Raw genomic sequence first — 22897 nt, 5'->3', positions numbered from 1 at the left:
TAAGGGCGGTCCGGGCAGTCACGCTGCGCGGACGCTCCTCGGCGCGAACGATCGAACCTGCGCTCGGCCCGCCGTGCGCGAAGGGCAGCGCACGCTTGCCCGAGCTGGAGAATGACGATGGCAACGCTTCCGATGCAACAATGGGCAGAGCCGGCCACCCCGCTGCGCAACGCATTGCGCATGCCGAAGCTGGTGGCCTCTACTCCGGCGACTGAGACAATTGCACCCGCCGCTCTGCTGTCCGACCTCGAGTGGTCGATCGTCGACATGGCGCGCTTGGACAGCCTCGCCAGCCTTCGTGCACCCACCCGCCTGCGCAAGATCATCTATGCGATCTTCGGTCTCAAGCCTGCGAACCAGCTCGCCAACGAGCGGCTCGAGGCGCTGCGCAGGGTTGCCGTTCAGGCGTGGCGCTATCGCTGGAACATCGGGAAAGAGGTGCTGCGCGGCTTCTTCGACGCCGGCTATTCGCAGGACCAGTACGAACTCATCCAACGCCGGATCGCCAAGGCGCGCTCCGCACGTAACCGGAGCAAGACCAAGTGAATATGATCGGCAAGGATGAAGGCAAGGTCTGGGCCGAACAGGTGCCGGCTCTCCGGCAGCGGTTCAACCGTCTGTCGCCGACTCAGAAATTTGCGCTGATTGCGTTGCCGCTGGTGATCATTGCCGGGCTTCTGCTCGGCAAGTTCTCCGGCGCGCCGGTGGCGGCCGCCCCGCCGCCACCGGTTGTTACCGCAGCGACCCCCCTGGTGCGCCAGATCTCCGAGTGGGACGAATATTCGGGTCGCTTCGAGGCGAGCCGCACGGTTGAGGTGCGCCCTCGCGTGTCCGGCGCCATTGTCGGCGTTCACTTCACCGACGGCTCCGTTGTCCGGCAAGGCCAACTGCTGTTCACGATCGATCCGCGCCCCTTCTCGGCCGCGCTCGCGGAAGCCCGCGCGGCAGCACAGAGCGCACGCAGCGAGCTGGCGCTGGCGCAGGCCGATCTCGGCCGCGCCACCCGTTTGCTCGAGGTGGATGCCGTATCCAAGAGCGACGTCGACCGGCTCCGCGCGCGTGTTCAGGTCGCGCAGGCGTCGCTCGCCGCGGCCACCGCCCGAATCCAGGGACGCGCGCTCGACGTCGGCTTCACTCAGGTGCGCGCACCGATCAGCGGCCGCGTTTCCGACCGCCGCATCGATGCCGGCAACATCGTCGAGGGCGGCGGAGCCGGCGGCGGCACCTTGCTGACCACCATCAACTCGCTCGACCCGATCTACTTCAACTTCGACGCGTCCGAGGCCCTGTTCCTCAAGGCTCGCCGAGCGCAGCAAGCCGGGATTGGCCCCTCGTCGGTCGAAATTCGTCTTCAGGACGAAACCGATTACCGCTGGCGCGGACGTCTCGACTTCACCGACAATGGACTCGACACCCGGTCCGGCACCATCCGTCTGCGCGCAGTGCTGAGTAACCCGGACCAGTTCCTGGCGCCCGGCATGTTCGGCAACATGCGCCTTGCAACGTCCGGCACGGTGACAGCGCTGCTGGTGCCCGACGCCGCGATCTCGACCGACCAAACTCGCAAGATCGTGATGGTTGCCGGCAAGGACGGCAATTTGACGCCTCGCCCGGTCGAGACAGGCCCGCTGATCGATGGTCTTCGGGTCATCCGGTCGGGCCTGAGCACCTCCGACCTCGTCGTGATCGCGGGTGCCCAGTCGGTGATGCCGGGAATGAAGCCGCAGGTGAAGAAGGGCATCATCTCGCCCGTCACCACTCCGCCCCGCCGGCTGCCGCACAGGTCACGCCAAGCGGCCAGGCAACCTTCGTCGGCCGCTAAAGACCGCACGCTTTCAGATACGCCGGCCGCGGCCGGGGAGACAAACAAGATGCGCCTTTCACGCTTCTTCATCACGCGTCCGATCTTCGCGGCCGTGATCTCGATCCTGATCACCGTGATGGGGGCGATGGCCTACCTCGCGCTGCCGGTGTCCCAATATCCGGACATCGTGCCCCGACGGTGACGGTAACCGCCGTTTACCCGGGCGCCGATGCCGAAACGGTGGCCTCCACCGTGGCCGCGCCGATCGAGCAGGAGATCAACGGCGTCGACGGCATGATCTACATGTCGTCGCAATCGACCGGCGACGGGCGCGTGACGATCACCGTCACCTTCAAGCAGGATACCGACCTCAACGCCGCGCAGGTGCTGGTTCAGAATCGCGTTGCAATCGCTGCGCCCCGCCTGCCGCAGGAGGTTCAGCGCCTGGGCGTTGTGACGCAGAAGACGTCGCCGGACTTCCTCCTGATCGTCAACCTCGTGTCACCCGACAAGAGCCTCGATCGAAGCTACCTGTCCGGTTACGCGCTGAGCCAGCTGCGCGACCGCCTCTCCCGCATCGACGGTGTCGGCGACGTGCGCATCTTCGGCGCGCGCGACTATGCCATGCGCGTCTGGATCGACCCGAATCGAGCCGCCGCGCTCAATCTGACCGCGGGCGAGATCGTCGATGCGCTTCGCAATCAAAACGTCCAGGTCGCGGCCGGCACCCTGGGCCAGCCGCCTTATTCCGGCGGCGGTGCCTTTCAGCTTAACGTTCAGACGCAGGGCCGCCTGACCGATCCCGAGCAGTTTTCGAAGGTGGTGATCCGGACCGATCAGGACGGCCGCCAGGTTCGCGTCTCAGACGTCGCGCGGGTCGAGCTCGGCGCTGCCGATTATGCGTCCAATACCTATCTTTCCGGTGAGCCGACCGTTCTTCTCGCCGTTTTCCAGCGGCCGGGGTCCAACGCGCTCGCAGCGGCAACCGCCGTCGAAAAGGAGATGGAGGTCGCCTCCAAAACCTTCCCACGCGGGCTGGAATATCGGGTCATCTACAACCCCACCGAGTTCATCGCCCAGTCGATCGACGCGGTGATCGAGACCCTGGCCGAGGCGATCCTGCTCGTCGTCCTGGTGATCATCGTCTTCCTCCAACGCTGGCGGGCCGCGATCATTCCGGTAATCGCAATCCCCGTGTCGCTGATCGGCACTTTCGCAGTGCTACTAACGGTCGGCTATTCGCTCAACAACCTGTCGCTGTTCGGGCTGGTGCTGGCGATCGGCATCGTCGTCGACGACGCCATCGTCGTGGTTGAAAATGTTGAGCGAAACCTCGCCAAGGGCCTGTCTGGGCTGGAGGCTGCGCGAACGTCGATGGATGAAGTCGGCGGCGCGCTGGTCGCGATCGTTCTGGTACTCTGCGCGGTGTTCCTGCCGACCCTGTTCCTCAACGGCCTGTCCGGTGCCTTCTACCACCAGTTCGCGGTCACCATCTCGGCCGCCACGGTCATCTCGCTGCTGGTTTCGCTAACCCTGTCGCCGGCGCTTGCCGTGCTGCTGCTGAAGCCGCACTCGGACGCGCCGCCGAAGAACCGTGCGGCCGCCTTGGTCGAGCGCTTCGGTCATTGGTTCAACGGCATGTTCGACCGCTTCAGCGAGCGTTACGCCAACCTCACCCGCCGACTGGTGCAAGCGCCGAAGCGCATGATGGCCGCATATGCGGCTCTGATCGCCGCCACCTTCGGCCTGTTCGCGATCACGCCCAGCGGTTTCATCCCGCAACAGGATCAGGGCTACTTCTTGACTGTGATCCAGCTTCCGCCGGGCTCATCGCTCGAGCGTACCGACGCCGTCTTGCGCAAGGTCGTCGCGCGCATCCTGCCGATCCCGGGCGTGGAAGGTTCCGTGATGCTCGCCGGCTTCGATGGTGCGTCCCAGACGCAGGCGCCGAATGCCGCCGCCGCTTACGTCCCACTGAAGTCGTTCGAAGAGCGCAAGAAGCTCGGCGTCACCTTTCCCGGCATCATGGCCGAAGCGCAAAAGCGGACCGCCGACATCAACGAGGCGCGCCTGCTCATCGTCCCGCCGCCTGTCATTCAGGGTATCGGCTCGGCCGGCGGTTACCGCCTGATGATCAAGGATCAGGGCGGCGGCGATTTCCCGACGCTCAACGGCATCGCCTGGGGTCTCATCGCAAAGGCCAACCAGACGCCGGGTCTGCAGCAGGTGTACACCCTGTTCGACATCAACACGCCGCGAGTGTTCGCCGACATCGACCGCGACAAGGCCGAAATGCTGGGAGTTCCGCCGAGCCGCGTGTTCGAAGCGCTGCAGGTCTATTTGGGCTCGGCCTTCGTCAACGACTTCAACCTGCTTGGCCGCACTTATCGCGTGACCGCCCAGGCGGAATCCTCTTACCGCGCCAGCGAGTCGGATATCGCCAACCTGCGTGCCCGTTCCAACTCAGGCGCAATGGTGCCGATCGGATCGATAACTACCTTCGAGAACCGGACGGGGCCGTTCCGCGTCGCCCGCTACAACGGCTTTCCGGCGGTGGAGATCGACGGGGACACAGCACCCGGTTACTCGTCCGGGCAGTCGCTGAAGGCGATGGAGGATCTCGCCGCCCAGAGCCTACCTCCGGGATACACCTATGAGTGGACGGGCATCGCCTATCAGCAGCGTGCGGCCGGAAACACCTCGGCCCTGGTCTTCGGTCTTGCGGTGCTGTTCGTCTTCCTCGTGCTTGCGGCGCAGTTCGAAAGCCTGGTGCTGCCGCTTTCGATCATCCTTATCGTCCCGATGTGTCTGCTTGCGGCGATGATCGGGGTGAACCTGCGCGGCATGGACAACAATGTGCTGACGCAGATCGGACTGGTGGTGCTGATCGCGCTTGCCGCGAAGAACGCCATCCTGATCGTAGAGTTCGCTCGCCAGGACGAGGAGCATGGCATGTCGCCGATTGAAGCGGCGGTACGTGCCGCCCGCGACCGCTTGCGGCCGATCCTGATGACCAGCTTCGCCTTCATTCTCGGTTCCGTGCCATTGCTGATCGCAAGTGGTGCCGGTGCCGAGCTCCGCCAGGCGCTTGGAACCGCGGTGTTCTTCGGGATGGTTGGTGTGACCGCCTTCGGCCTGATCTTCACGCCGACCTTCTACGTCGTCAGCCGCACCGTCGCCGACCGGATCGCCAGCCGCCGACGGCGTCCACCGGGGCCGAGCCGGCGCTCGTCCCCGCTGAATAGGAACAGCCATGACCCGCATCCTCCTCGCCAGCGCCGGCGCCCTTGCCCTCGCCGCCTGCGCCACCGGTCCTACCTATCAGGCCAAGCAGGTCGCTCCGGCGGCTGCCGCGCCGTTCATCGGTGACGTTAATTCCACGCTCGTGTCCTCCGCTCAGCCGGACCAGAATTGGTGGCGCCTCTACAACGACCCGGTGCTCGACCGCCTGGTTGCCGACGCGCTTGCCGCCAACACCGACATCCGTGTCGCCGAGGCGCGGCTCGCCCGTGCCCGTGCCCTGCTTCGTGAAGAGCGCGGCGCACGTGAGCCGCAAATCGGCGTCGGCGGTGGCGTCCAGTATCAACGCACGCCAGGACCGGAGATTCCGGGCCAGGACCGCTCCAACATCGTCGGCGATGTCGGCGCCGACGTTTCCTACGAAGTCGACCTGTTTGGCCGCATCGGCCGCCGGGTCGAAGCGGCCCGCGGCGACGTCGCCGCTTCCGCCGCCGATGCCGACGCGGTCCGCGTCCTGATCGTCGCCGACACCACCCGCGCCTATGCGGACGCCGTCGCGGCCGCGGAACAAGCTGCGGTGGCGCAGCGGATCGTCGACTTGCTGAACCGCTCGCTGTCGTTGACCCAGCGGCGCAAGGATGTTGGGCTCGGCAACGGGCTCGATGTCGCCCGCATCGCTGGTCTTCGCGACCAAAGGCTGGCCGAAATTCCCTTGTATCTGGCGGAGCGGCAAGCGGCCTTGTTCCGGCTGGCGACACTGACAGGGCGCGCACCGCGCGAGCTGCCCGTCGAAACGACCTTCCGCACCTCATCGCTGAAGCTCGACCGCCCGATTCCGGTTGGCGACGGTGCCCTGCTCCTCGCACGCCGGCCGGACGTTCGTGCCGCCGAGCGCCGGCTTGCCGCTGCAACGGCCCGCATCGGCGTGGCCACCGCAGATCTTTATCCGCGCATTTCGCTGGGCGGCTCGGTTGGCGCGACCAACCCGATCGGCGACCTCTTCACCGGCAATGCTCTGTCATGGGTGATTGGGCCGCTGCTGAATTGGACGGTTAACCGCACCGCCGCGCGCGCGCGCATTGCCGGCGCCGAAGCCGATGCACAGGCCGCGCTCGCGCAGTTCGACGGAACCGTGCTCGGCGCGCTGGAGGAGACGGAGACCTCACTCTCCAGGTATCAGCAAAGCGTTGCCCGGCGGACCGCACTGGCCGCGGCGCGCAACCAGGCGGAGGCTGCTGCACGAATTGCCCGCGCTCGTCAGCGCGAGGGCGACATCAGTTCGCTGGAATTGATCGACGCCGAACGCACCGTCGCCGATGCCCAGGCGCAGCTGGCCTTGGCCGACGCGGCAATCACCGAAGCCCAGATCGCCTTGTTCCGCGCGCTCGGCGGAAGCTGGCAGGCCTAAGGAAACCGCACCCGGTACAGCGACCGGTGGGTCAGCACGAACAGTGACCGCCGGTCCGCGCCGCCGAAGATGAGCTGCAGGGGCCGCTCGGGCACGTCGATGCGGCCCAGTTCCGCGCCGTCGGGCGAGTAGACGAAGATCTGACCGTTGGCGACGTAGATGCGTCCGTCCGGTCCCTTCGCGACGCTCTCGCCTCCCCGGTCCGCTACCACCCGAAGATCGGTCAGCGAACCTCCCTTGCCGACGAGCGCACTATAGGTTTTGTTCTCTGACGAATTGGCGACGAGCACCCGCTCGCCGACCTTGGCTGTGACGAAGCCGTAGGTGTCGAGTCCGTGCGAGAAGCGCATCGCGCGGAAATCGTCCGGCCCCTGCTGAACCACCCGCCATGCAGGGATCGCCAGCGACCCGTCCGGCGATACATATTGCTTCGGCCTGCCCGCGCCGGCTTCCTTGGCGAAGATCTCGGCCATGGTTTCGAACTGGTAAGTCCGAGGGTTCAGCCGGTCGCGGAACTCTGAATTTGCCCACCAATTCGCCGGTATCGCAACCGCCGCACCGGCAGTTCCAGCGACGGGTGCCGGCTTGATGACGTTGATCTGGTCGTCCGGACTGCCAGGCATGAAGCTGTACACCGGCCCGCCGCGCTCCGCCGCCGACAGCACCATGATGTTGCCCGACGCATCCACGGCCAGGTTGACGGGATCAAGCGGCTGGTCGCGAACGATCTCCAGCTTCTTGGAATCCGACCAACCGTAGATCCGCTGCCGCTTGCGATCGGTGAAATAGAGCGTTCCGTCAGCCCCAACCGCACCACCGCCGATCGAGTGGAAGTCGCTGGCAAGCTTCTCCACCTGCGCGCCGCCGAAAGTCGATACTGCCGGCTTGCTCGCTTGGCCCGTGACGTCGAGCACTGCAAATTGCCGCTCGCGCACATCGATACCCTTAGCGACATCGCGGATCGCATTGTCGAACGGATATTTCGTGAGCCGCAAGTAGGTGAAGCAGCCCTCGTCGTCGCACGGCGGCAGGCCGCTTTCCCCATTCACCGCCATGTTGCGGAAGCGGATGTTGCGGGAATTGTAGAGCGTCACGGCTGCCGGCGCCGGCTCGCGGGTGCGGGTCACGCGATAGCCATGATAATTGGCGACCAGCATGTCGCGCGAGTCCCTTATCTCGAGCCCGACCGTGTACAGCCCCTCGCCCGCTTCCTCCTCGGTCTGCGGCGCATACAGCTCCCAATTGGCGACACGGTTGAAGGCGAATTCGGTGCGCACGTGGTGCTCGACCGATGCCTGGATAATCTTGCCCGGCGTGGTCGTGTCGGAGACATAGAGGCCCGGGTGAGCGTAGGTGCTTGGGCTCCAGATGTTGAAGAAGGTGCCGCCGCCGTTCTTCGTCACCCAAAGGCTGGAATATTGCCGGTCCCAGCCCTTGGCGGGGTCGGGATCGCCGGTGCCATTGTCGTTGATCGGCGTGACGCGCTTGCCGTCGAACAGGTCCGTGCCGTGGCCGCCCTGGAACTTGATGTCGCTTGCCATGGAGTTGGCGCCTGCCGTCCACAGCAGTCCGACCGCACGCGGGTTGATCCCGCCCGTGTGAAGCCCAAGCCCGACGACGACCGCTTCGCCGCCCTCTGCCGTCTGGACCAGCGCCTTGGGCGCACCGACGCCCTGAAAGGCCGGCGTCTTGTCCGGAATGACAATTTGCGTGAGACCGGGATGGAGCCCGACCAGCACGCTGTCCGGCCGTAGACGGAGCGTATCTGTGACAAGATAGAAGCCAGCCGGAAAATAGACGGTCTTGTTGGTGTCGATCGCGCGCTGAATGGCGGCGGTGTCATCGGTCGCATTGTCGCCCTTTGCGCCAAGCGTTCGAACATTGACCCATTCGCCGACCGGCGGGAGCGAGCGAAGCACCGGCGTGCTTGCTGCAGGCGCCGAAGCGATCGGCGCCGCCTTCATGTCCGTCTTGAAGGTCCCCATCGCTCCCATGCCCGGCAGCGTCAGGCCGTGAGTGAACGACGCGACATTATACGCCCGCCCCTGCCCGCGAACCTCTTTGCCGCTGTCGCGCATGCGGGCGAACACCGGCGTGTTCGTCGCGGTCACATCTTCGAAACCGACCTGTGTGGTTGCGCTCTTCTCGTTGGAAATGACGACGCCGGCCCGGCGGACATTGTCGAACCGCAGCCCCTTGCCGAACAGCCAGTCGCCATTCCCCTTGTCGATCTCAACTCCGACCGGCGTGTTGCGGAAGGACACGTTGAGCATGGTGAGCCCCGCCTCATGCTCCCGGATCGCCGCATCCCGCTGCCCGTCAAAGGTGGAATCCACCAGCGCAAAGCCCCAGGCCGGCGATGTCTTCTCCGCGAGGATGCCGTAGCGACCGCCACGGAAGTGGAGGTTCTCCGCAACGTTGGCGACTTGGTACAATCCGGCGAGACCGGACCCGAGATCGAAGTCCGCATTGCTGACGAAGCTGTGCTGCGCGGTGTGGAAGCGGACCGCCGTGGCGGCCGGATTGCCGCTACCGATCTTGAAATCCACATTGCTCAAGGCGGAGTAGAAAGTGCCGCTGTTGGCGTCCCCGATTCTGGGGTTGAACGGCACGCTGCCGGGCACGGGAAAGGCGATGCGCGGTCCCTCGTTACCCAGTGCATTCACCTTGCTGGTGCCGGTGAACACGATCATGTTGGAAATGCCGCGCTGGAAGCCCGGGGTGCGATCGCCAAGTTCGATCACCGGGCGGGTCGCGCCGACCCCGAACAGGCGCACCGCGGGCCAGATGAACAGGGTGCGGGTGATCCGGTAGCGGCCCTGCGGCAGGAAAACGATGCCGCCGGCGCCAGTGCTTGCCGCCTTGTCGATCGCTTGCTGGATCGCAGCGGTATCGTCCGCCCGGCCGTCGCCGACTGCCTTGACGACCACCGCCCGCGGATCGTCCGGAAGCGTCGTCATCACCGATGGAGAAGCCAGGGCCGCGCTGCTTAGTGCCGACGCGGCCAGCGCCGCAATGACCCACGTCGTTCGCATCCCAGCACCCCCAATCGCACCACCGATCGTCGGTGGCTTTGGAGGGTTGCTACGTCCTATTCGCCGGAATTGGAACTGGGAACGATAACGTTACCGTTCCCGCCATTTCAGCAGGTCCAGCCGGCGCTGGTCCAATATTGCTGACGGCACTCGCGGCGGTTTCCTTGCGTCCAGCGCGGCATCGAGCGGCTCGGATCGTCATGCCACCAGTCGTTGAAGCTGTCCGATTCCCAGGCACGGTTGTTCGACCGCGCCCACTCGCCTGGCGCATAATAATATCCATAATTATCGAAACCGCCCCAGCCGCGGCGTCCGGCGCCACGACGGTCGCGGCGGTGGTTCATCCAGTCGCCGCCGCCACGATGAACGCGCACATCGCTCGTCACCGTGCTGCTGATCCGGGCAGCGCGTCCGGGCTCGATCGCGGGTGCGGGCGACGCTGTCGCCGCCGCGAGCATCAGCACCGAACAATATGACGCCGCACGACCCCAAAGCCTGTTCATCTTGCCTGTCTCCCGAATTGCCTGCCTCCCCCAACGCACGACCGCAAATTTGGCGCCGACGGCACCGGATGTCGTGTCATTTCTGGCCAGCAGCAACGGCGATGGCTAGGCTAGTCGAGGGTATCGGGAGAGCGACGATGGCGTTGATGATGGCACTGGTCCTTGCAGCTGCCGCGCCGAGCGCGGAGGCGGAGGCGCTTGGCCGCCGCATCGCCAACGCGGGCTTGCTCGGCACCTTGCTGCCGATGATGGTCAAGAAAGACACGGACGAGCTCGTCGCTCGGCACAAGGAACTGACCGCCGCCGAGCAGGCCGAGCTTCGCCGAATCGCGCAAAGGACCGCAAGCTCAGGCATCGACAAGGCGCTAAGCGCCAACGGCCATGCCTATGCCGAGGCGCTGAGCGTCGACGAGCTGAAGGCGGTCGCCGCCTTTATGGAAAGCCCGGCGGGTCAACGCTGGCGCGCCAGCCAGCCGCAGGTGATCGCGGGCACCGTCGCGGCGATCGAAGGCATGGACTTTAAGAAAGACGTTGCCGCCGCATACTGCAAACAAACCGGAAAGCTGTGCGACTGAGTTGCCCGACATGACCGAAGAGCGCGCAGGCCTGCCGATCATTGCGTTTGAGGATCTCGCCGCGCTGGAGCGCTGGCTAGAGGCGCAGCCGGCGGACTCGCGCGGGATGTGGCTCAAGCTCGCGAAGAACGGTTCCGGAATCGCGAGCGTGTCCAAGGCCGAAGCTATCGATGCCGCATTGTGCCATGGCTGGATCGACGGGCAGCTCGACAAGTATGACGACGCCTGGTGGCTGATCCGCTTCACGCCGCGGCGGGCACGGAGCAAATGGTCGCAGGTCAACGTCAAGCGCGCGGGGCAGCTGATCGCCGAAGGAAGAATGCGTCCCCGCGGGATGGCGCAGGTCGAGGCCGCGAAGGCTGACGGCCGCTGGGACGCGGCCTATGCGCCGGCGAGCAAGGCCGAGGTGCCGCCCGATCTCCGTGCCGCCCTGGACGACAACCCAAAGGCTGCCGCTTTCTTCGCGACCCTGAGCGGCGCCAACCGCTACGCCATTCTTTATCGCATCGGCGCGGTGAAGACGGCCGAAGCGCGGGCTCGCAACGTCGCCAAGTTCGTCGCCATGCTGGAGCGCGGCGAGACGGTGCACGGCTAGCGGCGCTTGCGCTTTCCGCCGCGGCGGGCAACGATCCACTTGTGGCGCACCGCATCTATTCGACCAGCTTCGGCTCCGTTTACCCGCTGTACGTCACCAAGGCGGAGCGCAAGGGGCGCACCAAGGCGGAGGTCGACCAGGCGATCCGCTGGCTCACGGGCTATTCGGATGAGGAATTGGCCGCGGCGGTGGCCGACGCCAGGACGTTTGAACAATTCTTTGCCAGGGCGCCCATGATGAACCCGGCGCGGGAGACCATCCGCGGGACGGTATGCGGCGTGAGGGTGCACGAGGTGGAGGAGCCGCTGATGCGGGAGATCCGCTACCTCGACCTGCTGATCGACGAGATCGCCCGCGGCAAGGCGATGGAGAAGGTGCTGCGCGCCTGATCAGGTGGTCAGCGCGGTTCCAGCCGTAGCTACGGCACGCTGGAATGTTACTCCGCGACTGCTTCTACCGACGGCGCCGCGACGGCTTTCAGCTTTTCGTGCCGTTCGAGGCGCTGCGCCATGCCGGTCCAGGCTTCCTCGGCGCGGAGGCAGCGGTCCTTGACGTTCTGAAGCGTCGCTTCGTCGGCCTGGGCGCGGCATTCGGCGGCGCGGGCGCGGTAGGTGTCGATCTCGCCAAGGCGGGTGCTGATCGTCATGCTGGGTTCCTTCCGCTGGAATGTGAGTCCGGCCCGCCCGGTGGTGAGCGGGCCGGTTGCCCTCCCGAGGGAGGGCGGTAGGCGTCAGGCGCTCTGGAGGTTGACCGCGCTGGTCTTGCCGCGGCGGTCTTCCTCAAGCTCGTAGCTCACACGCTGTTCCTTCTGCAGCGTGCTCATGCCGGCGCGCTCGACGGCGCTGATGTGGACAAAGGCGTCGGTGCCGCCGTCTTCCGGCTGAATGAAGCCGTAGCCCTTGGTCTCGTTGAAGAATTTTACGGTGCCGATCGGCATGATGGTCATTCCTTGTTTGGGCGGATCCGACATCGGTCCCGCTTCGGCTAGGAGAAGCGAAGAGAAGGAATGAGGAGCCGCAAAGCGCCCGAAGACCGTCAGATGCGACTAGTAGCGGAATCCACCCTACAGCATCGGTGCAACAATTGTTAGGCCCGAAGCGCGCGCCTCTTGCGCCAGCTTAAACTCTCAACTGTTTCGGTGTTCGCGCGCCAGGTGCGGACTTAAGCACAGTCGAATGAGCCTTCCGATGGCCGTTCGGATCGGCCGAGCAGGTCAGCGAAATTCGGCGCGGGTCGCCAGACGCGTCGTGACAGCTTCCCTATCGTTCTCTATTTGTTCCTCCCATGGGAGAGCGAATCAAGGTTGAGGGCCGCGCGCTGGCGATTGTGGTGGCGATCTGGTTGCGGCGCCTGCCCAAGTGGGTGTGGGGCAAGGACCCGGACTTCGCGGCGCGGGTGAAGAAGGGCTATCGCATCAATCCCGACGACGAGCAGGACCCGAAGCGGCTGGTCGCGGAGCTGATCGCCGAGCGCATGGCGACCCTCGATTGGTCGGTGACTTATGAGCAGCGGGAGAATGGATTTGCGGACCGGACGTCGCCGGCGAGCGGCGCAAGGACGGAGCCCAGCGAGCCCGGTGCGTAGCGCGCCCGGCGGACGGAGCGGTCAACGGTGCTGAGGCTTACCTTACCAAAGGGGCGTGCGCGGACGGTGGCGTTCGCGGGTGACCTCTTCGGTGATCAGCTTGCCCTTGAACTTGCGGGTCATGGTGCCCGCGCCCTCGACGCTCATGCAGACGACGCGCGTTCCGCCCTGGGGAATGCGCTCGATCGCGGAGATGCCGACATTTTCGGCTTCGCAGCTGGCGATCACCTGCGCCTCCGTCAGGTTCACGAAGAGCGCACGGCTCATTTGGACGGCCCCCGGCGTGCGGCAGCCATGGCTTCGCGGGCGGTGCCGTAGCGAAAGCCGCCCCACAGGAAGCTTTCGGTCTGGACCCGGACGACGCCGAGCCGCTCCATCTCGCCAGCGTCGGGATGATTGTCGTTGACGGTCATGCCGCGGCCCCAAGCCGGCTGCGTTCGACGCCGATCAATGCCGCATAGGCGCGCGTGAAATCGCGGTGGATGCCGCGCGCCTGGGCGCAGGCGGCGTGATCCGACATGTGGAGCGAGATCTGGTGGCGTTTGTAGAGATAGTTGAGATCCATGACGGAACTCCCTTCGTAAGCGGGAGCGCGCCATCCACTGGGATGAAGGGGATCTCTCAGCCGCACGCGCCTACTGATGTCTGCGTGCGATACGCCCTTGTAACACGGGCAGTGCGGATCACCTAAACTGGCGGAACGCCGCCATCGGGCGCGGATGACGCCGGCGCCCCACGCCAAGTGCGATTGCTTGCACCCGAAGGCGCCGTTCGTTCGCTTGTATTGAATCGCCAAGGCCGACCCCTGCCGCTTGGCGACTGAGAGACAGGTTCGCGCTCCCGGCCCCGAGGAGATGCGAAACCATGTCAGGCCATGAAGACGGATTTGAACGCGTGACCAGCAGGCGCCTGGTCTTCGCGCGGCCCTTCATGCTCGGCAAGGCGCCCGAGGTTTACCCCGCCGGCACCTATGAGGTGGAGACGCGGGAGGAAGCGTGGGAGGCGCAGGGCCACCGGGCGCTTCGGCGCACCTCCACCGTGCTGGTCGTCCCGACACCCACCGGAACCCTGCATCGCCAGGTCAGCGGAACCGAGCTGGACCAGGCTTTCGCCCGGGATGCCGAAGAGGCCGCGACGGATGGGATCAACGAGAATCCGGATATCGGGCACGCCGATGGCGAGCAGGACGAGGCGCCGCGATGAGCGACAATCCCGAACGGGCAACGAGCGCGGACAACGACCGCTGCGTGCTTCAGTCCTGGCACGAGTGGGAGTTGGACGGCGGCGAGCGGCGGATCATCCTGTGCGTTGAGACTGCGCTGGAATTGCGGCCGGGCTACCCCGGCTTCGATTCGGCCAAGCTCGACCGCCTGATCCAGGACGCCACCGACATGATGCGCACCAGCGCCAGCCCCATCGACGCGCTAAGGATCGTGCCGCTCCGCTGAAGCACCGAGTGCAGAGAGCCCGGCGCGAAGCGCCGCGCGAGCAGCGCGAGGAGAAGCTTCAGCGCGGCCGACGGGGCGGTCAGCCGCGCTGACCGAACCCGTTCGACGTCACGGATTTACTCCGTGACGGCTTTCCCCTACTCGCCCGCCTCCGCAAGCACAGGAGGCGATCATGAAGACGATCCAAACACACGCCGACCTGCCCTGCTTTCGAGCGCACGTCCAAGCGGCGTAAGGGCTTCCCCAGCGAGACGCGCGTGAAGCGCGGGCTGCGCTTCGTGCGCGGCAGAGAGAAGGAGCTGGTCGAAAAGCTCGGCCGCAACGATCCGTGCCCATGCGGATCGGGGAAGAGGTTTTAAGAAGTGCTGCTTGGCTTCGGGCCGGTTTCGACGGGCGCGAGCGGCATGATTACTGGCGCTAGCAGACGCAGTGCGGGTCGCATCCGAACCGGAGCCGATAGCTAACGAGTTCGCAACCGCGCCTCGTCTATGCCGCGGCGGTGAGCAAGCATTGGCATCCCGGCGGCGAGGCGGCCCCTCTTCGCGCCCCTCAGCGGACGCGGCGAAGCTGGCATGGGATGGACCATGTCAGCAACGGCGGCCGGCGTGGGCGGCGCCCCCGTCCCCAATCTGCCGACCTTCCCTTTTGGCGGCTGACGATCCTGCTGTCGGCGTTCGTCGGCTTTTCCGTGTGGCACTATCTGCCAACCGAGGACTCGACGGCGGAGCGGACGGCGGTACCGACGGCTTCGGCTGAGGCGCTGGTGCCGACGAATTCGGGCAATGCGCCGGTGCCGACGGTTTCGGACTCGCCCTCGGTGCGGACGAACCCCACGACAAGCTCAAGACAGGCGTTCGGCGCGTGCAAATGGGGCGGCGGAACGAATTGCGTGGTGGATGGCGACACCATCTTCCTGGACGGGCAGAAAATCCGGATCGCCGGGATCGATGCGCCGGAGACGCATGATTATGGCTGCGACAGCGAGCTGGCGCTGGGCGAGCGGGCGGCGGGACGGTTGCAGCAGCTGGTCAATTCGGGCGCCATTACCCTGACCAGCATCGACCGCGACGAGGACGTGTACGGCCGCAAGCTGCGCAATGTTGCGGTGGACGGGCGGGACGTGGGCGAGACGCTGATCGCCGAAGGCCTGGCGCGGGAATATGGCGGAGGAAGAAGGAGCTGGTGCAGCTGAAGCACCGAGCGCAGAGAGCCCGGCGCGAAGCGCCGCGCGAGCAGCGCGAAGAGATGCTTCAGCGCGGCCGGCGGGTGGCCGTCAGGCCAACCCGTTCGACGTCACGGATTTACTCCGTGACGACTTCCCACCTCAAAGCGTAGCTTGTCCACAACGGAAAAGTGAATAGGTTGGCCCCGCTCGGGGGAGACGCTTTCATGATCAAACGGCCGCTTTCGCTGACCATTATCGGTTGGTTCCTGATTATCACGTCCATCCTTGGCGTGTTCAGTACGTTGACAATGTTCAACAATCCCGTGGTCGCGCGGATGCTAGAGCGGAGTCCGTTCTCACTTGGCGTCCATCAGGCAATCGGCGTCCTGTCCGCGATCATCAACTTGGCTTGCGGCTTCGGGATCCTGAAGGGCTTGAACTGGTCACGATACCTGTACGTGGCGGGGGAGCGCTCGGCTTGCTGTTCGGGCTCGTCACCGTGCCGATCATCTCCACGCTTTTGCTTGGGGTATTGTTCCTGGCGGTGATTGCTTACTTCCTGTTCCGGCCTGCGGGGTCGGCATGGTTCCAGCAAGGTGCGCCCATGGAGTTGGAGCAGCCGTGACGGCGCGCCGGATGACCAGCATCATCCTCCTCTTCCTCGGAGGCTGGTTGCTCAGCGGCGAGGCGATGATCGCCTGGATCGACGCCGGGGCGGGGCTTGGCATTGCACTTGGCGTCATGCTGTTCATGAGCTTGTTTGCCCTCGCCTTCCTGCTTCTCGGCGCCTGGGCGAGTCCTGGAGCAAGGTGGGCCGATCTTGGGCTTACGCTGATGATCGTGGCTGCTTTTACGCTGTTTGCCGGCGTCACTACCGCCATAGTCTTTCTCGACCCTACCGCAAAGCCGTTCTTGCCGCCGGAAATGCCTGACCTGAGCTTCAACCCTGTCCTGGGAACGTTGAACCTGCTGTTGATCGGCGGAATCGGACATATGTTGAGACGATGGGATCTGACTCGTCGGCAAGGCTGAAGCACCGAGCATAGCGCCGCCGACGCGAAGCGTCGCCGAAGCTGTGCGAGAGATGCGAAAGCCCGGCCGGCGGGTGGCCGTCAGGCCAACCCGTTCGACGTCACGGATTTACTTCGTAACGGCTTTACTACTTACGGGTGAGTATCGCCGATTTTGCTTGCTCAATGAAAGCGGGAACATTCGCCTCCATGACCAGAACGTTAGCGCGGTCGCTAGTGCGAACCAGATAAGGGTACAGCCCCAAATACTCTTGGCCTTCGAAGCCATATTTGATGTTCGATGCTACTGGCATGATGAAGACGTTTCCACGGCGCATCCCGTCGAAATAACCAAGTTCCCAAGGACACCACTTCGAAACTGCGGCATTCTCTGAGTGCACATAAACTAGCATCTGGCACTGCCTCATCCGACGCCGAAGGTGGCTGGCAGTTCCTGTGCTCACACGGGTGCGATCCAGCTGAGGATCAGTGATCCAATCGACATACACAGAAAGCCCACGTTCTTCTAAGGCGAGCTTTGCTCCTGCGATTAGTTCCTTGTCCAGAATGGAGTGGGACAGGAAGACGTCGAAGTTGGACGAAGTTAAGTCGCGCGACTCCGTCAATATTTGATCGGCTTTTTTCGCTGTAACAGTCTCGCGAAACTGAACCTTGGCACGAAGCTCTCCTTCGGTGAAGAGCATGCTACCGACCGACTGACTGAGCGGCAGCTTCGATCCACATCGCGAAGCTGGTGGAGCCTCCCTCTGTCACGTAGCAGTGGTTCCGCGCGTAATTGTGAAGCGGGATTACGTTGCTGCTTGTTGGTGCCCTCCAAGAAGAAGGAAGCTGCACCGGCATTCGGTAGTCCAAGTAACGCTGCCAACGTCCTGAATGGTATTCCGCCAGATAGATTTTTCCCGGCTCCGCTAGATACACGCCCATATAGCCGAGGGGGTCCGGCCCTCTTGCACAGGTCAAACCGTTTGGGTCTCGCTTTTGGTCGATCCACACGGTCAAGAGGCCATTCCCACGCGCAACGCTTTTCGCGATCTCAAACCTAACCCACCGTCGCGCGTAGGTCTCAGTGCCTGCCAACACGCAGGTAACTGACGTGTTTTCCAAGCCTGTGTTTATTAGGGCCTTTAAAGATGCATCATCCTTCCTCTGAGCAGACTCCCACAAACTTCCGTCGAAAAAGCCCGTGCCAGCGCGAGTGGCTTCATTGCCGAACCGCCAAGATTGCCGGATTTGATTTGCGCGCCAACCGTCTCGTTGAAAGTGAAATGAGAAGAACACGCGCCGACGCTTGATCTTCATAGCGGAACCAAGAAGAAGTGAGTTGCTGTGCATTCGCGGAACTCCCGTCAAATGAACACTCCGACAGCGACCACGATCAGGATTCCAGCGCCGTAGAACCCTAGAACCGACCAACTCAGTAGTGCGTCCGCCAGTGTTGCGGACTCTTTCGGCTCGATATGGAAGTCCGGCTCGGACTCGAGCGGCTTCAACCGCAACTCGTTGTACTGATCCCTGAAACCGCGCTCCAGGACTAGGTAGCTTGCATCAAGCACCGCAAACGCCACGATTATGGGAAGGCCTAAAAACAAGATCCGTGGCTTCTCAATCGCACCGGCGAGCGCAATCAAAGCAGCCACGATCCCCATGCAGTATCCCTTGAGACCCGCGCTGTTGGTACCCATGCGAGTAATCGCGTTTTGCACCAGTTCGAGATGCTTCATGCGCATCTCAGGCCACTTCTCGCGAAACTCGCTCATAGTAAGATCAGGCTGCTCCAGCTTCGGTTAGGTCCGCCATCTCCTTCCACGCTGAAATGAATGCCGGGTCATGAGGCCGAGGATTCTCGAAAATGAAGACTCCTAACCTAACCTGCGAACATTCATCCCGAAGACCACTTTCAACCTGCTTCGCGAAAACATGATGGCCCTCTGCGCGGTACCTGGACGCCGCCCACTCGCGCGCACGATAGAGGTGCCACTCTTCGTCAGTCATATCTCTTATTTCTCTCACTCCGCCGCAACCCCAGCAGCAGCGAACATATCCGCCTCACCCGCCGGCGCAGCGCCACCCTCCCCATCATTAGCCGCCGACCCCTTGGCCTTCTGCCGCCGGTCGAAATTATCCCAGACCGTATTCCAGTCGCCACGCGTCGCCGCCTTCGAATACTCCGTCGCGCGGGTTTCGAAGAAGTTGGCGTGCTCGACACCGTTGAGCAGCGGCGCCAACCACGGCAGCGGGTGCTCGTCGACCATGTAGATCGGCTGGAAGCCGAGCTGGCCCAGGCGCCAGTCGGCGATGTAGCGGATGTACTTCTTGATCGACTTGGGCGTCATGCCTTCGACGGGGCCCTGTTCGAAGGCGAGGTCGATGAAGGCGTCCTCCAGCCGCACCGTCTTCTGGCAGGTGTCGATGATGCTTTCCTTGACGTCTTTGGTCAGGCAGTCGCGTTCCTTCACGAAGGCGTGGAACAGGCGGATGATGCCTTCGCAGTGGAGGCTTTCGTCGCGGACCGACCAGCTGACGATCTGGCCCATGCCCTTCATCTTGTTGAAGCGCGGGAAGTTCATCAGCATCGCGAAGCTGGCGAACAATTGCAGCCCTTCGGTGAAGCCGCCGAACATGGCGAGCGTCTTGGCGATGTCCTCGTCCGTGTCGACGCCGAAGGTCGAGAGATAGTCGTGCTTGTCCTTCATCTCCTTATACTGAAGGAACATGCTGTATTCGCTCTCGGGCATGCCGATCGTGTCGAGCAGGTGGCTGTAGGCGGCGATGTGCACCGTCTCCATGTTGCTGAACGCGGTCAGCATCATCTTGATCTCGGTCGGCTTGAACACGCGGCCGTACTTGTCGTGGTAGCAATCCTGCACCTCGACGTCGGCCTGGGTGAAGAAGCGGAAGATCTGCGTCAGCAGGTTGCGCTCATGGTCGGTGAGCTTCTGCGCCCAGTCGCGGCAATCCTCACCCAGCGGCACCTCCTCGGGCATCCAGTGGATCTGCTGCTGACGCTTCCAATATTCGAACGCCCAGGGGTATTCGAACGGCTTGTAGGCTTTATTGGCTTGGAGGAGGGGCATCGTCAGGCTCCTTGGATGTCGGGTTCGGAAGTGTTGAAGTCGAGCGGCGCGGTAGTCGCGTAGCCGATGGCGAAGCCGCCGAGGATGAGGCCGAAGGCGGCGCTCATCATGCCGGCGATCAGCATCATGTGGTTGCGCGGGCGATCGTTGACGCCGCCGCGGATCGCGACCGTCATGAGGGCGATGCCGGCGATCAGCGCGATGACGCCCACAACCAGGAAGAAGGTGGTGGCGGCGGTCATCCGGCCGCTCCCGGGCGATAGTCGAGCAGCCCAGTCGCGTGGATGATCATGATCGCGGCGACGGCGAACAAAAGCACGGCGGTCTGGCTGCCGCGGCGGCCGTCTTCGCGGCCCCGCTTGCGGTACAGCCACAGGCCGGCCACGAAGATCACGATGCCGGCAAGCAGCTCGAGGAGCGCCGGGGTGGTCATCGGCTGCCTATCGTCGCGGCGATCACCGCGGTTGCGGCGAGCGCGATGAGGTCGAGCGCGAGCAGGCCGCCGACCACGCCGCCCGCGATCATGCCCGCCTTGCCGGCCTTGGTCTTCGGCTTGGGCAGGCGTTTCCGGGCGAAGCTGGTGAGGGTCTTCAAAGGCATTACATCGCCTCCCGCTTGCGGATGAAGAAACGCAGGCCGACGTCGAACGGCGGCGGGGTCAGGCGGTGGACCAGGCGCAGCAACCGGAACAGCAGGGCGCTTCCGAAATGGTAGGAGGGCACCGCCGACGTGCTGTAGTGGAAGACGTCGGCGCCGTGACCGAAATGGCGGCGCACGTCCGCCGGGCGGTTGAGCCGGTAGACGGTCGGGAAGACGTCCCGCTCCTGCCGGCCGGGCTGGACGCTCGACAAGGCGCGGGCGTGGTGACGGTTCGGGAGCAATCGCGAGGCGAGCGCGACATAACCCCATTTGTTGGGCGTCAGCGCGCAGATCCAGCCGCCGGGACGAAGCACGCGCAGCAGCTCCCGCGCTGCCCACTCGGGATCGGGCAGATGTTCGAACACATAGCGCGAAACGATGAGGTCGAAGCGGTTGTCGGGATAGGGCAATGCCTCGCCGGGCGCGAAGGTGGCGGCGGCGTCCAGCGTCGGATTGTCCTTCACGACCGGATCGACGTCGCAGCCGTCGACATGAGCGCAGCGGCCACGGAAATTGTGCAACCAGCGTTTGTAGAGGCTCGGCTCCGTCTCCAGCCAGGCGCCGCGGCCGGCACCGAAGTCGAGCACCACGTCGTCGGGCCGAAGCAAGGCCGCGACCTGGGTGAAGAAGGCGACTTCCTGATCGATATGCGCGAAGCCGGAGACCTGCGCCTCCGGGAAGATGCGCTTGATCAGGCGATGACCCGCCGTCTCACGCTCCGCGTCGCTGGTGACGACGGGCGCGCGCCCAGGAGCGCGGTCGAACGCCATCAGCGCCGACACGCCTCCACCGCCTGCAACGGCGCTACTGGCAGGCCAGGCATTCATCATAGTCCGTCGTGCTGGCGAGCTGGATTTCCTTGAGCTCGGGCGTGTTGTCGGCCTCGACCCCGCCCGCAAAACCGGCGCGCTGCACCGACTTTGAGCGGAGATAGTAAAGCGACTTGATGCCCAGCTCCCACGCGCGGAAGTGGAGCATCAGCAGGTCCCACTTGTCGACGTCGGCGGGGATAAACAGGTTCAGCGACTGCGCCTGGTCGATATAGGGCGTGCGGTCAGCCGCAAGCTCGATCAGCCAGCGCTGGTCGATCTCGAAGCTGGTCTTGTACGTGTCCTTTTCTTCCTGGCTCAGGAAGTCGAGGTGCTGCACGCTGCCGCCATTCTCCAGGATCGAGTTCCAGACGTTCTGGCTGTCCTTCGACTTTTCCTGGAGGAGCTTCTCGAGATAGGGGTTCTTGATCGAAAAGCTGCCGGATAGCGTCTTGTGGGTATAGATGTTGGCCGGGATCGGCTCGATGCAGGCCGAGGTGCCGCCGCAGATGATGCTGATCGACGCGGTCGGCGCGATCGCCATCTTGCAGGAAAAGCGCTCCATCACGCCCATGTCGGCGGCATCCGGGCACGGCCCGCGCTCGGTCGCCAGGTGCATCGACGCCTCGTCGACCTGCGCCTTGATATGCTTGAAGATGCGCATGTTCCACGACTTGGCCATGGCGCCTTCGAACGGCAGGCCGCGCGCCTGCAGGAAGGAGTGGAAGCCCATGACGCCGAGGCCGACGGACCGCTCACGCTCGGCGCTATACTTGGCACGCGCCATCTCGTCGGGCGCGCGGGCGATATAATCTGACAGAACATTGTCGAGGAAACGCATCACGTCCTCGATGAACATCTTGTCGCCGTTCCACTCGTCCCAGGTTTCCAGGTTGAGCGAGGACAGGCAGCAGACCGCGGTGCGGTCGGCGCCGAGATGATCCTTGCCGGTCGGAAGTGTGATCTCCGAGCAGAGGTTGGAGGTCGAGACCTTGAGTCCGAGGTCGCGGTGGTGCTTGGGCATCGACCGGTTCACTTGGTCGATGAAGATGATGTAGGGCTCGCCCGTCGCAAGGCGAGTTTCCACGAGCTTCTGGAACAGGGCGCGGGCGTCGACCTTGCCGCGCTCTGACTGATCCTTGGGACTGCGGAGCGTGAACTCGCTGCCGTCGCGCACCGCTTCCATGAACTCGTCGGTGATCAGCACGCCGTGGTGCAGGTTCAGCGCCTTGCGGTTGAAGTCGCCGCTTGGCTTTCGGATCTCGAGGAATTCCTCGATCTCCGGATGGTTGATGTCGAGATAGCAGGCCGCCGAACCGCGGCGCAGCGAGCCTTGAGAAATCGCGAGCGTAAGGCTGTCCATCACCCGCACGAACGGGATGATGCCGCTGGTCTTGCCGTTGAGGCCGACCGGCTCGCCGATGCCGCGGACGTTGCCCCAGTAAGTACCGATGCCGCCACCTTTGGAAGCAAGCCAGACATTCTCGTTCCAGGTGTTGACGATGCCGTCGAGGCTGTCGGACACGCTGTTGAGGTAGCAGCTGATCGGCAGCCCGCGGCCGGTGCCGCCGTTAGACAAGACCGGGGTCGCCGGCATGAACCACAGCTTCGAAATATACTCATAGACCCGCTGCGCATGCTCGGCATTGTCGGCGTAGGCGGAGGCCACGCGGGCGAACAGGTCCTGGTAGGATTCACCGGGAAGCAGGTAGCGGTCGCGCAGCGTGTCCTTGCCGAACTCGGTCAGCAGGGCATCGCGCGATGCATCGGTCTTCACATCGAAGGCACGGGCATCGACGGTCTTGCTGGTCCGGGCCGGCGCGGCCACATCGTCGCTGGTCACTTCGCTCGTGGTTGCAAAATCCATCGCGCTTCCCCGTTCCTGATCCGGTGCTTCGGCAACCGGATGTTCCTGTAATGTTCGACTCGGAGTCATGGGCTTGACCCTACTCCTTTTCGTCGCCCAAGAGGCGCTTTTCTCTCGGCC

The 22897-nt window shown here is 64.2% G+C and carries 28 protein-coding genes and 2 pseudogenes; 14 read left to right on the top strand and 16 right to left on the bottom strand.

The window, feature by feature from the left end; all coding sequences use genetic code 11:
- Nucleotides 1-117 precede the first annotated feature (117 nt).
- The 4 genes and pseudogenes from G7077_RS09305 (at nt 118) to G7077_RS09290 (ending at nt 6452) form a co-directional block, all read left to right on the top strand.
- Complete coding sequence (locus G7077_RS09305; RefSeq protein ID WP_166411452.1) at nt 118-546, top strand: hypothetical protein; 429 nt, start codon at nt 118-120, stop codon at nt 544-546.
- Between the two features lie 2 nt (nt 547-548).
- Nucleotides 549-1661, top strand: a pseudogene (locus tag G7077_RS09300) (efflux RND transporter periplasmic adaptor subunit); the annotation flags it as partial.
- Nucleotides 1662-1871: 210 nt separating this feature from the next.
- Nucleotides 1872-5049: pseudogene (locus tag G7077_RS09295) on the top strand (efflux RND transporter permease subunit).
- 8 nt (nt 5050-5057) lie between these two features.
- Nucleotides 5058-6452, top strand: coding sequence for an efflux transporter outer membrane subunit (locus tag G7077_RS09290; protein WP_166411451.1), 1395 nt, complete (start codon nt 5058-5060; stop codon nt 6450-6452).
- On the opposite strand, the gene G7077_RS09285 is transcribed toward G7077_RS09290, so the two are convergent.
- Nucleotides 6449-9487: a glycosyl hydrolase family 28-related protein gene (locus G7077_RS09285; RefSeq protein ID WP_166411450.1), complete on the bottom strand. Its 3039-nt coding sequence runs from the start codon at nt 9485-9487 to the stop codon at nt 6449-6451. The two genes, G7077_RS09290 and G7077_RS09285, sit on opposite strands and share 4 nt — an antisense overlap.
- Before the next feature lie 107 nt (nt 9488-9594).
- On the bottom strand, nt 9595-9990 hold the full coding sequence (locus G7077_RS09280) for a hypothetical protein (protein WP_166411449.1): 396 nt from the start codon (nt 9988-9990) through the stop codon (nt 9595-9597).
- Nucleotides 9991-10091: 101 nt separating this feature from the next.
- On the opposite strand from G7077_RS09280, the gene G7077_RS09275 reads away from it, so the two are divergent.
- The 3 genes from G7077_RS09275 to G7077_RS09265 are packed head-to-tail and all read left to right on the top strand — an operon-like array spanning nt 10092 to nt 11549.
- Nucleotides 10092-10565, top strand: a complete 474-nt coding sequence (locus G7077_RS09275) for a DUF2059 domain-containing protein (protein WP_166411448.1) — start codon at nt 10092-10094, stop codon at nt 10563-10565.
- 10 nt (nt 10566-10575) lie between these two features.
- Nucleotides 10576-11160, top strand: a complete 585-nt coding sequence (locus G7077_RS09270) for a YdeI/OmpD-associated family protein (protein ID WP_166411447.1) — start codon at nt 10576-10578, stop codon at nt 11158-11160.
- 41 nt (nt 11161-11201) lie between these two features.
- On the top strand, nt 11202-11549 hold the full coding sequence (locus G7077_RS09265) for a DUF2200 domain-containing protein (RefSeq protein ID WP_166411446.1): 348 nt from the start codon (nt 11202-11204) through the stop codon (nt 11547-11549).
- A 47-nt stretch (nt 11550-11596) separates the two neighbouring features.
- Here the strand turns inward: G7077_RS09265 and G7077_RS09260 are convergent, their stop codons facing one another.
- Nucleotides 11597-11806: a hypothetical protein gene (locus tag G7077_RS09260; protein ID WP_166411445.1), complete on the bottom strand. Its 210-nt coding sequence runs from the start codon at nt 11804-11806 to the stop codon at nt 11597-11599.
- Between the two features lie 84 nt (nt 11807-11890).
- The gene (locus tag G7077_RS09255; protein WP_166412425.1) at nt 11891-12097 is read right to left on the bottom strand and encodes a cold-shock protein; all 207 of its coding nucleotides are present in this window, start codon (nt 12095-12097) and stop codon (nt 11891-11893) included.
- 347 nt (nt 12098-12444) lie between these two features.
- On the opposite strand from G7077_RS09255, the gene G7077_RS09250 reads away from it, so the two are divergent.
- A complete protein-coding gene (locus G7077_RS09250; RefSeq protein WP_166411444.1) occupies nt 12445-12744 on the top strand; it encodes a hypothetical protein in 300 nt (99 codons plus the stop codon).
- A 42-nt stretch (nt 12745-12786) separates the two neighbouring features.
- Here G7077_RS09250 and G7077_RS09245 read toward each other — a convergent pair whose 3' ends face one another.
- The 3 genes from G7077_RS09245 to G7077_RS09235 are packed head-to-tail and all read right to left on the bottom strand — an operon-like array spanning nt 12787 to nt 13309.
- On the bottom strand, nt 12787-13011 hold the full coding sequence (locus tag G7077_RS09245) for a hypothetical protein (protein WP_166411443.1): 225 nt from the start codon (nt 13009-13011) through the stop codon (nt 12787-12789).
- On the bottom strand, nt 13008-13157 hold the full coding sequence (locus G7077_RS09240; RefSeq protein ID WP_166411442.1) for a hypothetical protein: 150 nt from the start codon (nt 13155-13157) through the stop codon (nt 13008-13010). The genes G7077_RS09245 and G7077_RS09240 overlap by 4 nt, the downstream gene beginning before the upstream one ends.
- On the bottom strand, nt 13154-13309 hold the full coding sequence (locus G7077_RS09235) for a hypothetical protein (RefSeq protein ID WP_166411441.1): 156 nt from the start codon (nt 13307-13309) through the stop codon (nt 13154-13156). Before G7077_RS09235 ends, G7077_RS09240 begins: the two co-directional genes overlap by 4 nt.
- A gap of 329 nt (nt 13310-13638) precedes the next feature.
- On the opposite strand from G7077_RS09235, the gene G7077_RS09230 reads away from it, so the two are divergent.
- The 6 genes from G7077_RS09230 (at nt 13639) to G7077_RS09205 (ending at nt 16389) form a co-directional block, all read left to right on the top strand.
- Nucleotides 13639-13947 carry a hypothetical protein gene (locus tag G7077_RS09230; protein WP_166411440.1) on the top strand — a complete coding sequence of 103 codons (309 nt, stop codon included), beginning with the start codon at nt 13639-13641 and terminating at the stop codon, nt 13945-13947.
- Entirely contained in the window at nt 13944-14192 is a 249-nt protein-coding gene (locus G7077_RS09225; RefSeq protein WP_166411439.1) for a hypothetical protein, read from the top strand. Before G7077_RS09230 ends, G7077_RS09225 begins: the two co-directional genes overlap by 4 nt.
- A gap of 257 nt (nt 14193-14449) precedes the next feature.
- Complete coding sequence (locus G7077_RS14530; protein WP_206367616.1) at nt 14450-14551, top strand: SEC-C metal-binding domain-containing protein; 102 nt, start codon at nt 14450-14452, stop codon at nt 14549-14551.
- A gap of 140 nt (nt 14552-14691) precedes the next feature.
- Entirely contained in the window at nt 14692-15384 is a 693-nt protein-coding gene (locus G7077_RS13895; protein ID WP_246167129.1) for a thermonuclease family protein, read from the top strand.
- Nucleotides 15385-15766: 382 nt separating this feature from the next.
- The gene (locus G7077_RS09210) at nt 15767-15982 is read left to right on the top strand and encodes a hypothetical protein (RefSeq protein WP_166411438.1); all 216 of its coding nucleotides are present in this window, start codon (nt 15767-15769) and stop codon (nt 15980-15982) included.
- Nucleotides 15979-16389, top strand: a complete 411-nt coding sequence (locus G7077_RS09205; RefSeq protein WP_166411437.1) for a hypothetical protein — start codon at nt 15979-15981, stop codon at nt 16387-16389. The genes G7077_RS09210 and G7077_RS09205 overlap by 4 nt, the downstream gene beginning before the upstream one ends.
- A 127-nt stretch (nt 16390-16516) precedes the next feature.
- Here G7077_RS09205 and G7077_RS09200 read toward each other — a convergent pair whose 3' ends face one another.
- From G7077_RS09200 to G7077_RS09160, 9 genes are all read right to left on the bottom strand, one after another.
- Complete coding sequence (locus G7077_RS09200; RefSeq protein WP_166411436.1) at nt 16517-17071, bottom strand: toll/interleukin-1 receptor domain-containing protein; 555 nt, start codon at nt 17069-17071, stop codon at nt 16517-16519.
- A 1-nt stretch (nt 17072) separates the two neighbouring features.
- Nucleotides 17073-17687, bottom strand: coding sequence for a TIR domain-containing protein (locus G7077_RS14525; protein WP_166411435.1), 615 nt, complete (start codon nt 17685-17687; stop codon nt 17073-17075).
- A gap of 47 nt (nt 17688-17734) precedes the next feature.
- Nucleotides 17735-18145, bottom strand: a complete 411-nt coding sequence (locus tag G7077_RS09190) for a hypothetical protein (protein WP_166411434.1) — start codon at nt 18143-18145, stop codon at nt 17735-17737.
- Nucleotides 18146-18394: 249 nt separating this feature from the next.
- The gene (locus tag G7077_RS09185; protein WP_166411433.1) at nt 18395-19462 is read right to left on the bottom strand and encodes a ribonucleotide-diphosphate reductase subunit beta; all 1068 of its coding nucleotides are present in this window, start codon (nt 19460-19462) and stop codon (nt 18395-18397) included.
- A gap of 2 nt (nt 19463-19464) precedes the next feature.
- The gene (locus G7077_RS09180; protein ID WP_166411432.1) at nt 19465-19704 is read right to left on the bottom strand and encodes a hypothetical protein; all 240 of its coding nucleotides are present in this window, start codon (nt 19702-19704) and stop codon (nt 19465-19467) included.
- Nucleotides 19701-19895: a hypothetical protein gene (locus G7077_RS09175; protein WP_166411431.1), complete on the bottom strand. Its 195-nt coding sequence runs from the start codon at nt 19893-19895 to the stop codon at nt 19701-19703. Before G7077_RS09175 ends, G7077_RS09180 begins: the two co-directional genes overlap by 4 nt.
- Nucleotides 19892-20062 carry a hypothetical protein gene (locus G7077_RS09170; protein ID WP_166411430.1) on the bottom strand — a complete coding sequence of 57 codons (171 nt, stop codon included), beginning with the start codon at nt 20060-20062 and terminating at the stop codon, nt 19892-19894. The genes G7077_RS09175 and G7077_RS09170 overlap by 4 nt, the downstream gene beginning before the upstream one ends.
- Complete coding sequence (locus G7077_RS09165) at nt 20062-20931, bottom strand: class I SAM-dependent methyltransferase (protein ID WP_206367615.1); 870 nt, start codon at nt 20929-20931, stop codon at nt 20062-20064. The genes G7077_RS09170 and G7077_RS09165 overlap by 1 nt, the downstream gene beginning before the upstream one ends.
- Nucleotides 20906-22777 carry a ribonucleoside-diphosphate reductase subunit alpha gene (locus G7077_RS09160; protein WP_166412422.1) on the bottom strand — a complete coding sequence of 624 codons (1872 nt, stop codon included), beginning with the start codon at nt 22775-22777 and terminating at the stop codon, nt 20906-20908. Before G7077_RS09160 ends, G7077_RS09165 begins: the two co-directional genes overlap by 26 nt.
- Nucleotides 22778-22897 lie beyond the last annotated feature (120 nt).

The organism is Sphingomonas piscis (assembly GCF_011300455.1).
In the GTDB taxonomy this organism is placed as follows: domain Bacteria; phylum Pseudomonadota; class Alphaproteobacteria; order Sphingomonadales; family Sphingomonadaceae; genus Sphingomicrobium; species Sphingomicrobium piscis.
The sequence above is the reverse complement of the archived record's forward strand: the minus strand, read 5'-3'. Positions and strand labels throughout refer to the sequence as shown.

Coding starts and splice junctions, on each gene's coding strand:
- G7077_RS09175 (WP_166411431.1), bottom strand. CDS start 19,895: ATGACCACCCCGGCGCTCCTCGAGCTGCTTGCCGGCATCGTGATCTTC.
- G7077_RS09235 (WP_166411441.1), bottom strand. CDS start 13,309: ATGGATCTCAACTATCTCTACAAACGCCACCAGATCTCGCTCCACATG.
- G7077_RS09270 (WP_166411447.1), top strand. CDS start 10,576: ATGACCGAAGAGCGCGCAGGCCTGCCGATCATTGCGTTTGAGGATCTC.
- G7077_RS09200 (WP_166411436.1), bottom strand. CDS start 17,071: ATGCTCTTCACCGAAGGAGAGCTTCGTGCCAAGGTTCAGTTTCGCGAG.
- G7077_RS09160 (WP_166412422.1), bottom strand. CDS start 22,777: ATGGATTTTGCAACCACGAGCGAAGTGACCAGCGACGATGTGGCCGCG.
- G7077_RS09225 (WP_166411439.1), top strand. CDS start 13,944: ATGAGCGACAATCCCGAACGGGCAACGAGCGCGGACAACGACCGCTGC.
- G7077_RS09255 (WP_166412425.1), bottom strand. CDS start 12,097: ATGCCGATCGGCACCGTAAAATTCTTCAACGAGACCAAGGGCTACGGC.
- G7077_RS09275 (WP_166411448.1), top strand. CDS start 10,092: ATGGCTAGGCTAGTCGAGGGTATCGGGAGAGCGACGATGGCGTTGATG.
- G7077_RS09165 (WP_206367615.1), bottom strand. CDS start 20,931: ATGATGAATGCCTGGCCTGCCAGTAGCGCCGTTGCAGGCGGTGGAGGC.
- G7077_RS09305 (WP_166411452.1), top strand. CDS start 118: ATGGCAACGCTTCCGATGCAACAATGGGCAGAGCCGGCCACCCCGCTG.
- G7077_RS09280 (WP_166411449.1), bottom strand. CDS start 9,990: ATGAACAGGCTTTGGGGTCGTGCGGCGTCATATTGTTCGGTGCTGATG.
- G7077_RS09260 (WP_166411445.1), bottom strand. CDS start 11,806: ATGACGATCAGCACCCGCCTTGGCGAGATCGACACCTACCGCGCCCGC.
- G7077_RS09250 (WP_166411444.1), top strand. CDS start 12,445: ATGGGAGAGCGAATCAAGGTTGAGGGCCGCGCGCTGGCGATTGTGGTG.
- G7077_RS09245 (WP_166411443.1), bottom strand. CDS start 13,011: ATGAGCCGTGCGCTCTTCGTGAACCTGACGGAGGCGCAGGTGATCGCC.
- G7077_RS09240 (WP_166411442.1), bottom strand. CDS start 13,157: ATGACCGTCAACGACAATCATCCCGACGCTGGCGAGATGGAGCGGCTC.
- G7077_RS09190 (WP_166411434.1), bottom strand. CDS start 18,145: ATGAGCGAGTTTCGCGAGAAGTGGCCTGAGATGCGCATGAAGCATCTC.
- G7077_RS09290 (WP_166411451.1), top strand. CDS start 5,058: ATGACCCGCATCCTCCTCGCCAGCGCCGGCGCCCTTGCCCTCGCCGCC.
- G7077_RS09285 (WP_166411450.1), bottom strand. CDS start 9,487: ATGCGAACGACGTGGGTCATTGCGGCGCTGGCCGCGTCGGCACTAAGC.
- G7077_RS14525 (WP_166411435.1), bottom strand. CDS start 17,687: ATGAAGATCAAGCGTCGGCGCGTGTTCTTCTCATTTCACTTTCAACGA.
- G7077_RS09185 (WP_166411433.1), bottom strand. CDS start 19,462: ATGCCCCTCCTCCAAGCCAATAAAGCCTACAAGCCGTTCGAATACCCC.
- G7077_RS09180 (WP_166411432.1), bottom strand. CDS start 19,704: ATGACCGCCGCCACCACCTTCTTCCTGGTTGTGGGCGTCATCGCGCTG.
- G7077_RS09170 (WP_166411430.1), bottom strand. CDS start 20,062: ATGCCTTTGAAGACCCTCACCAGCTTCGCCCGGAAACGCCTGCCCAAG.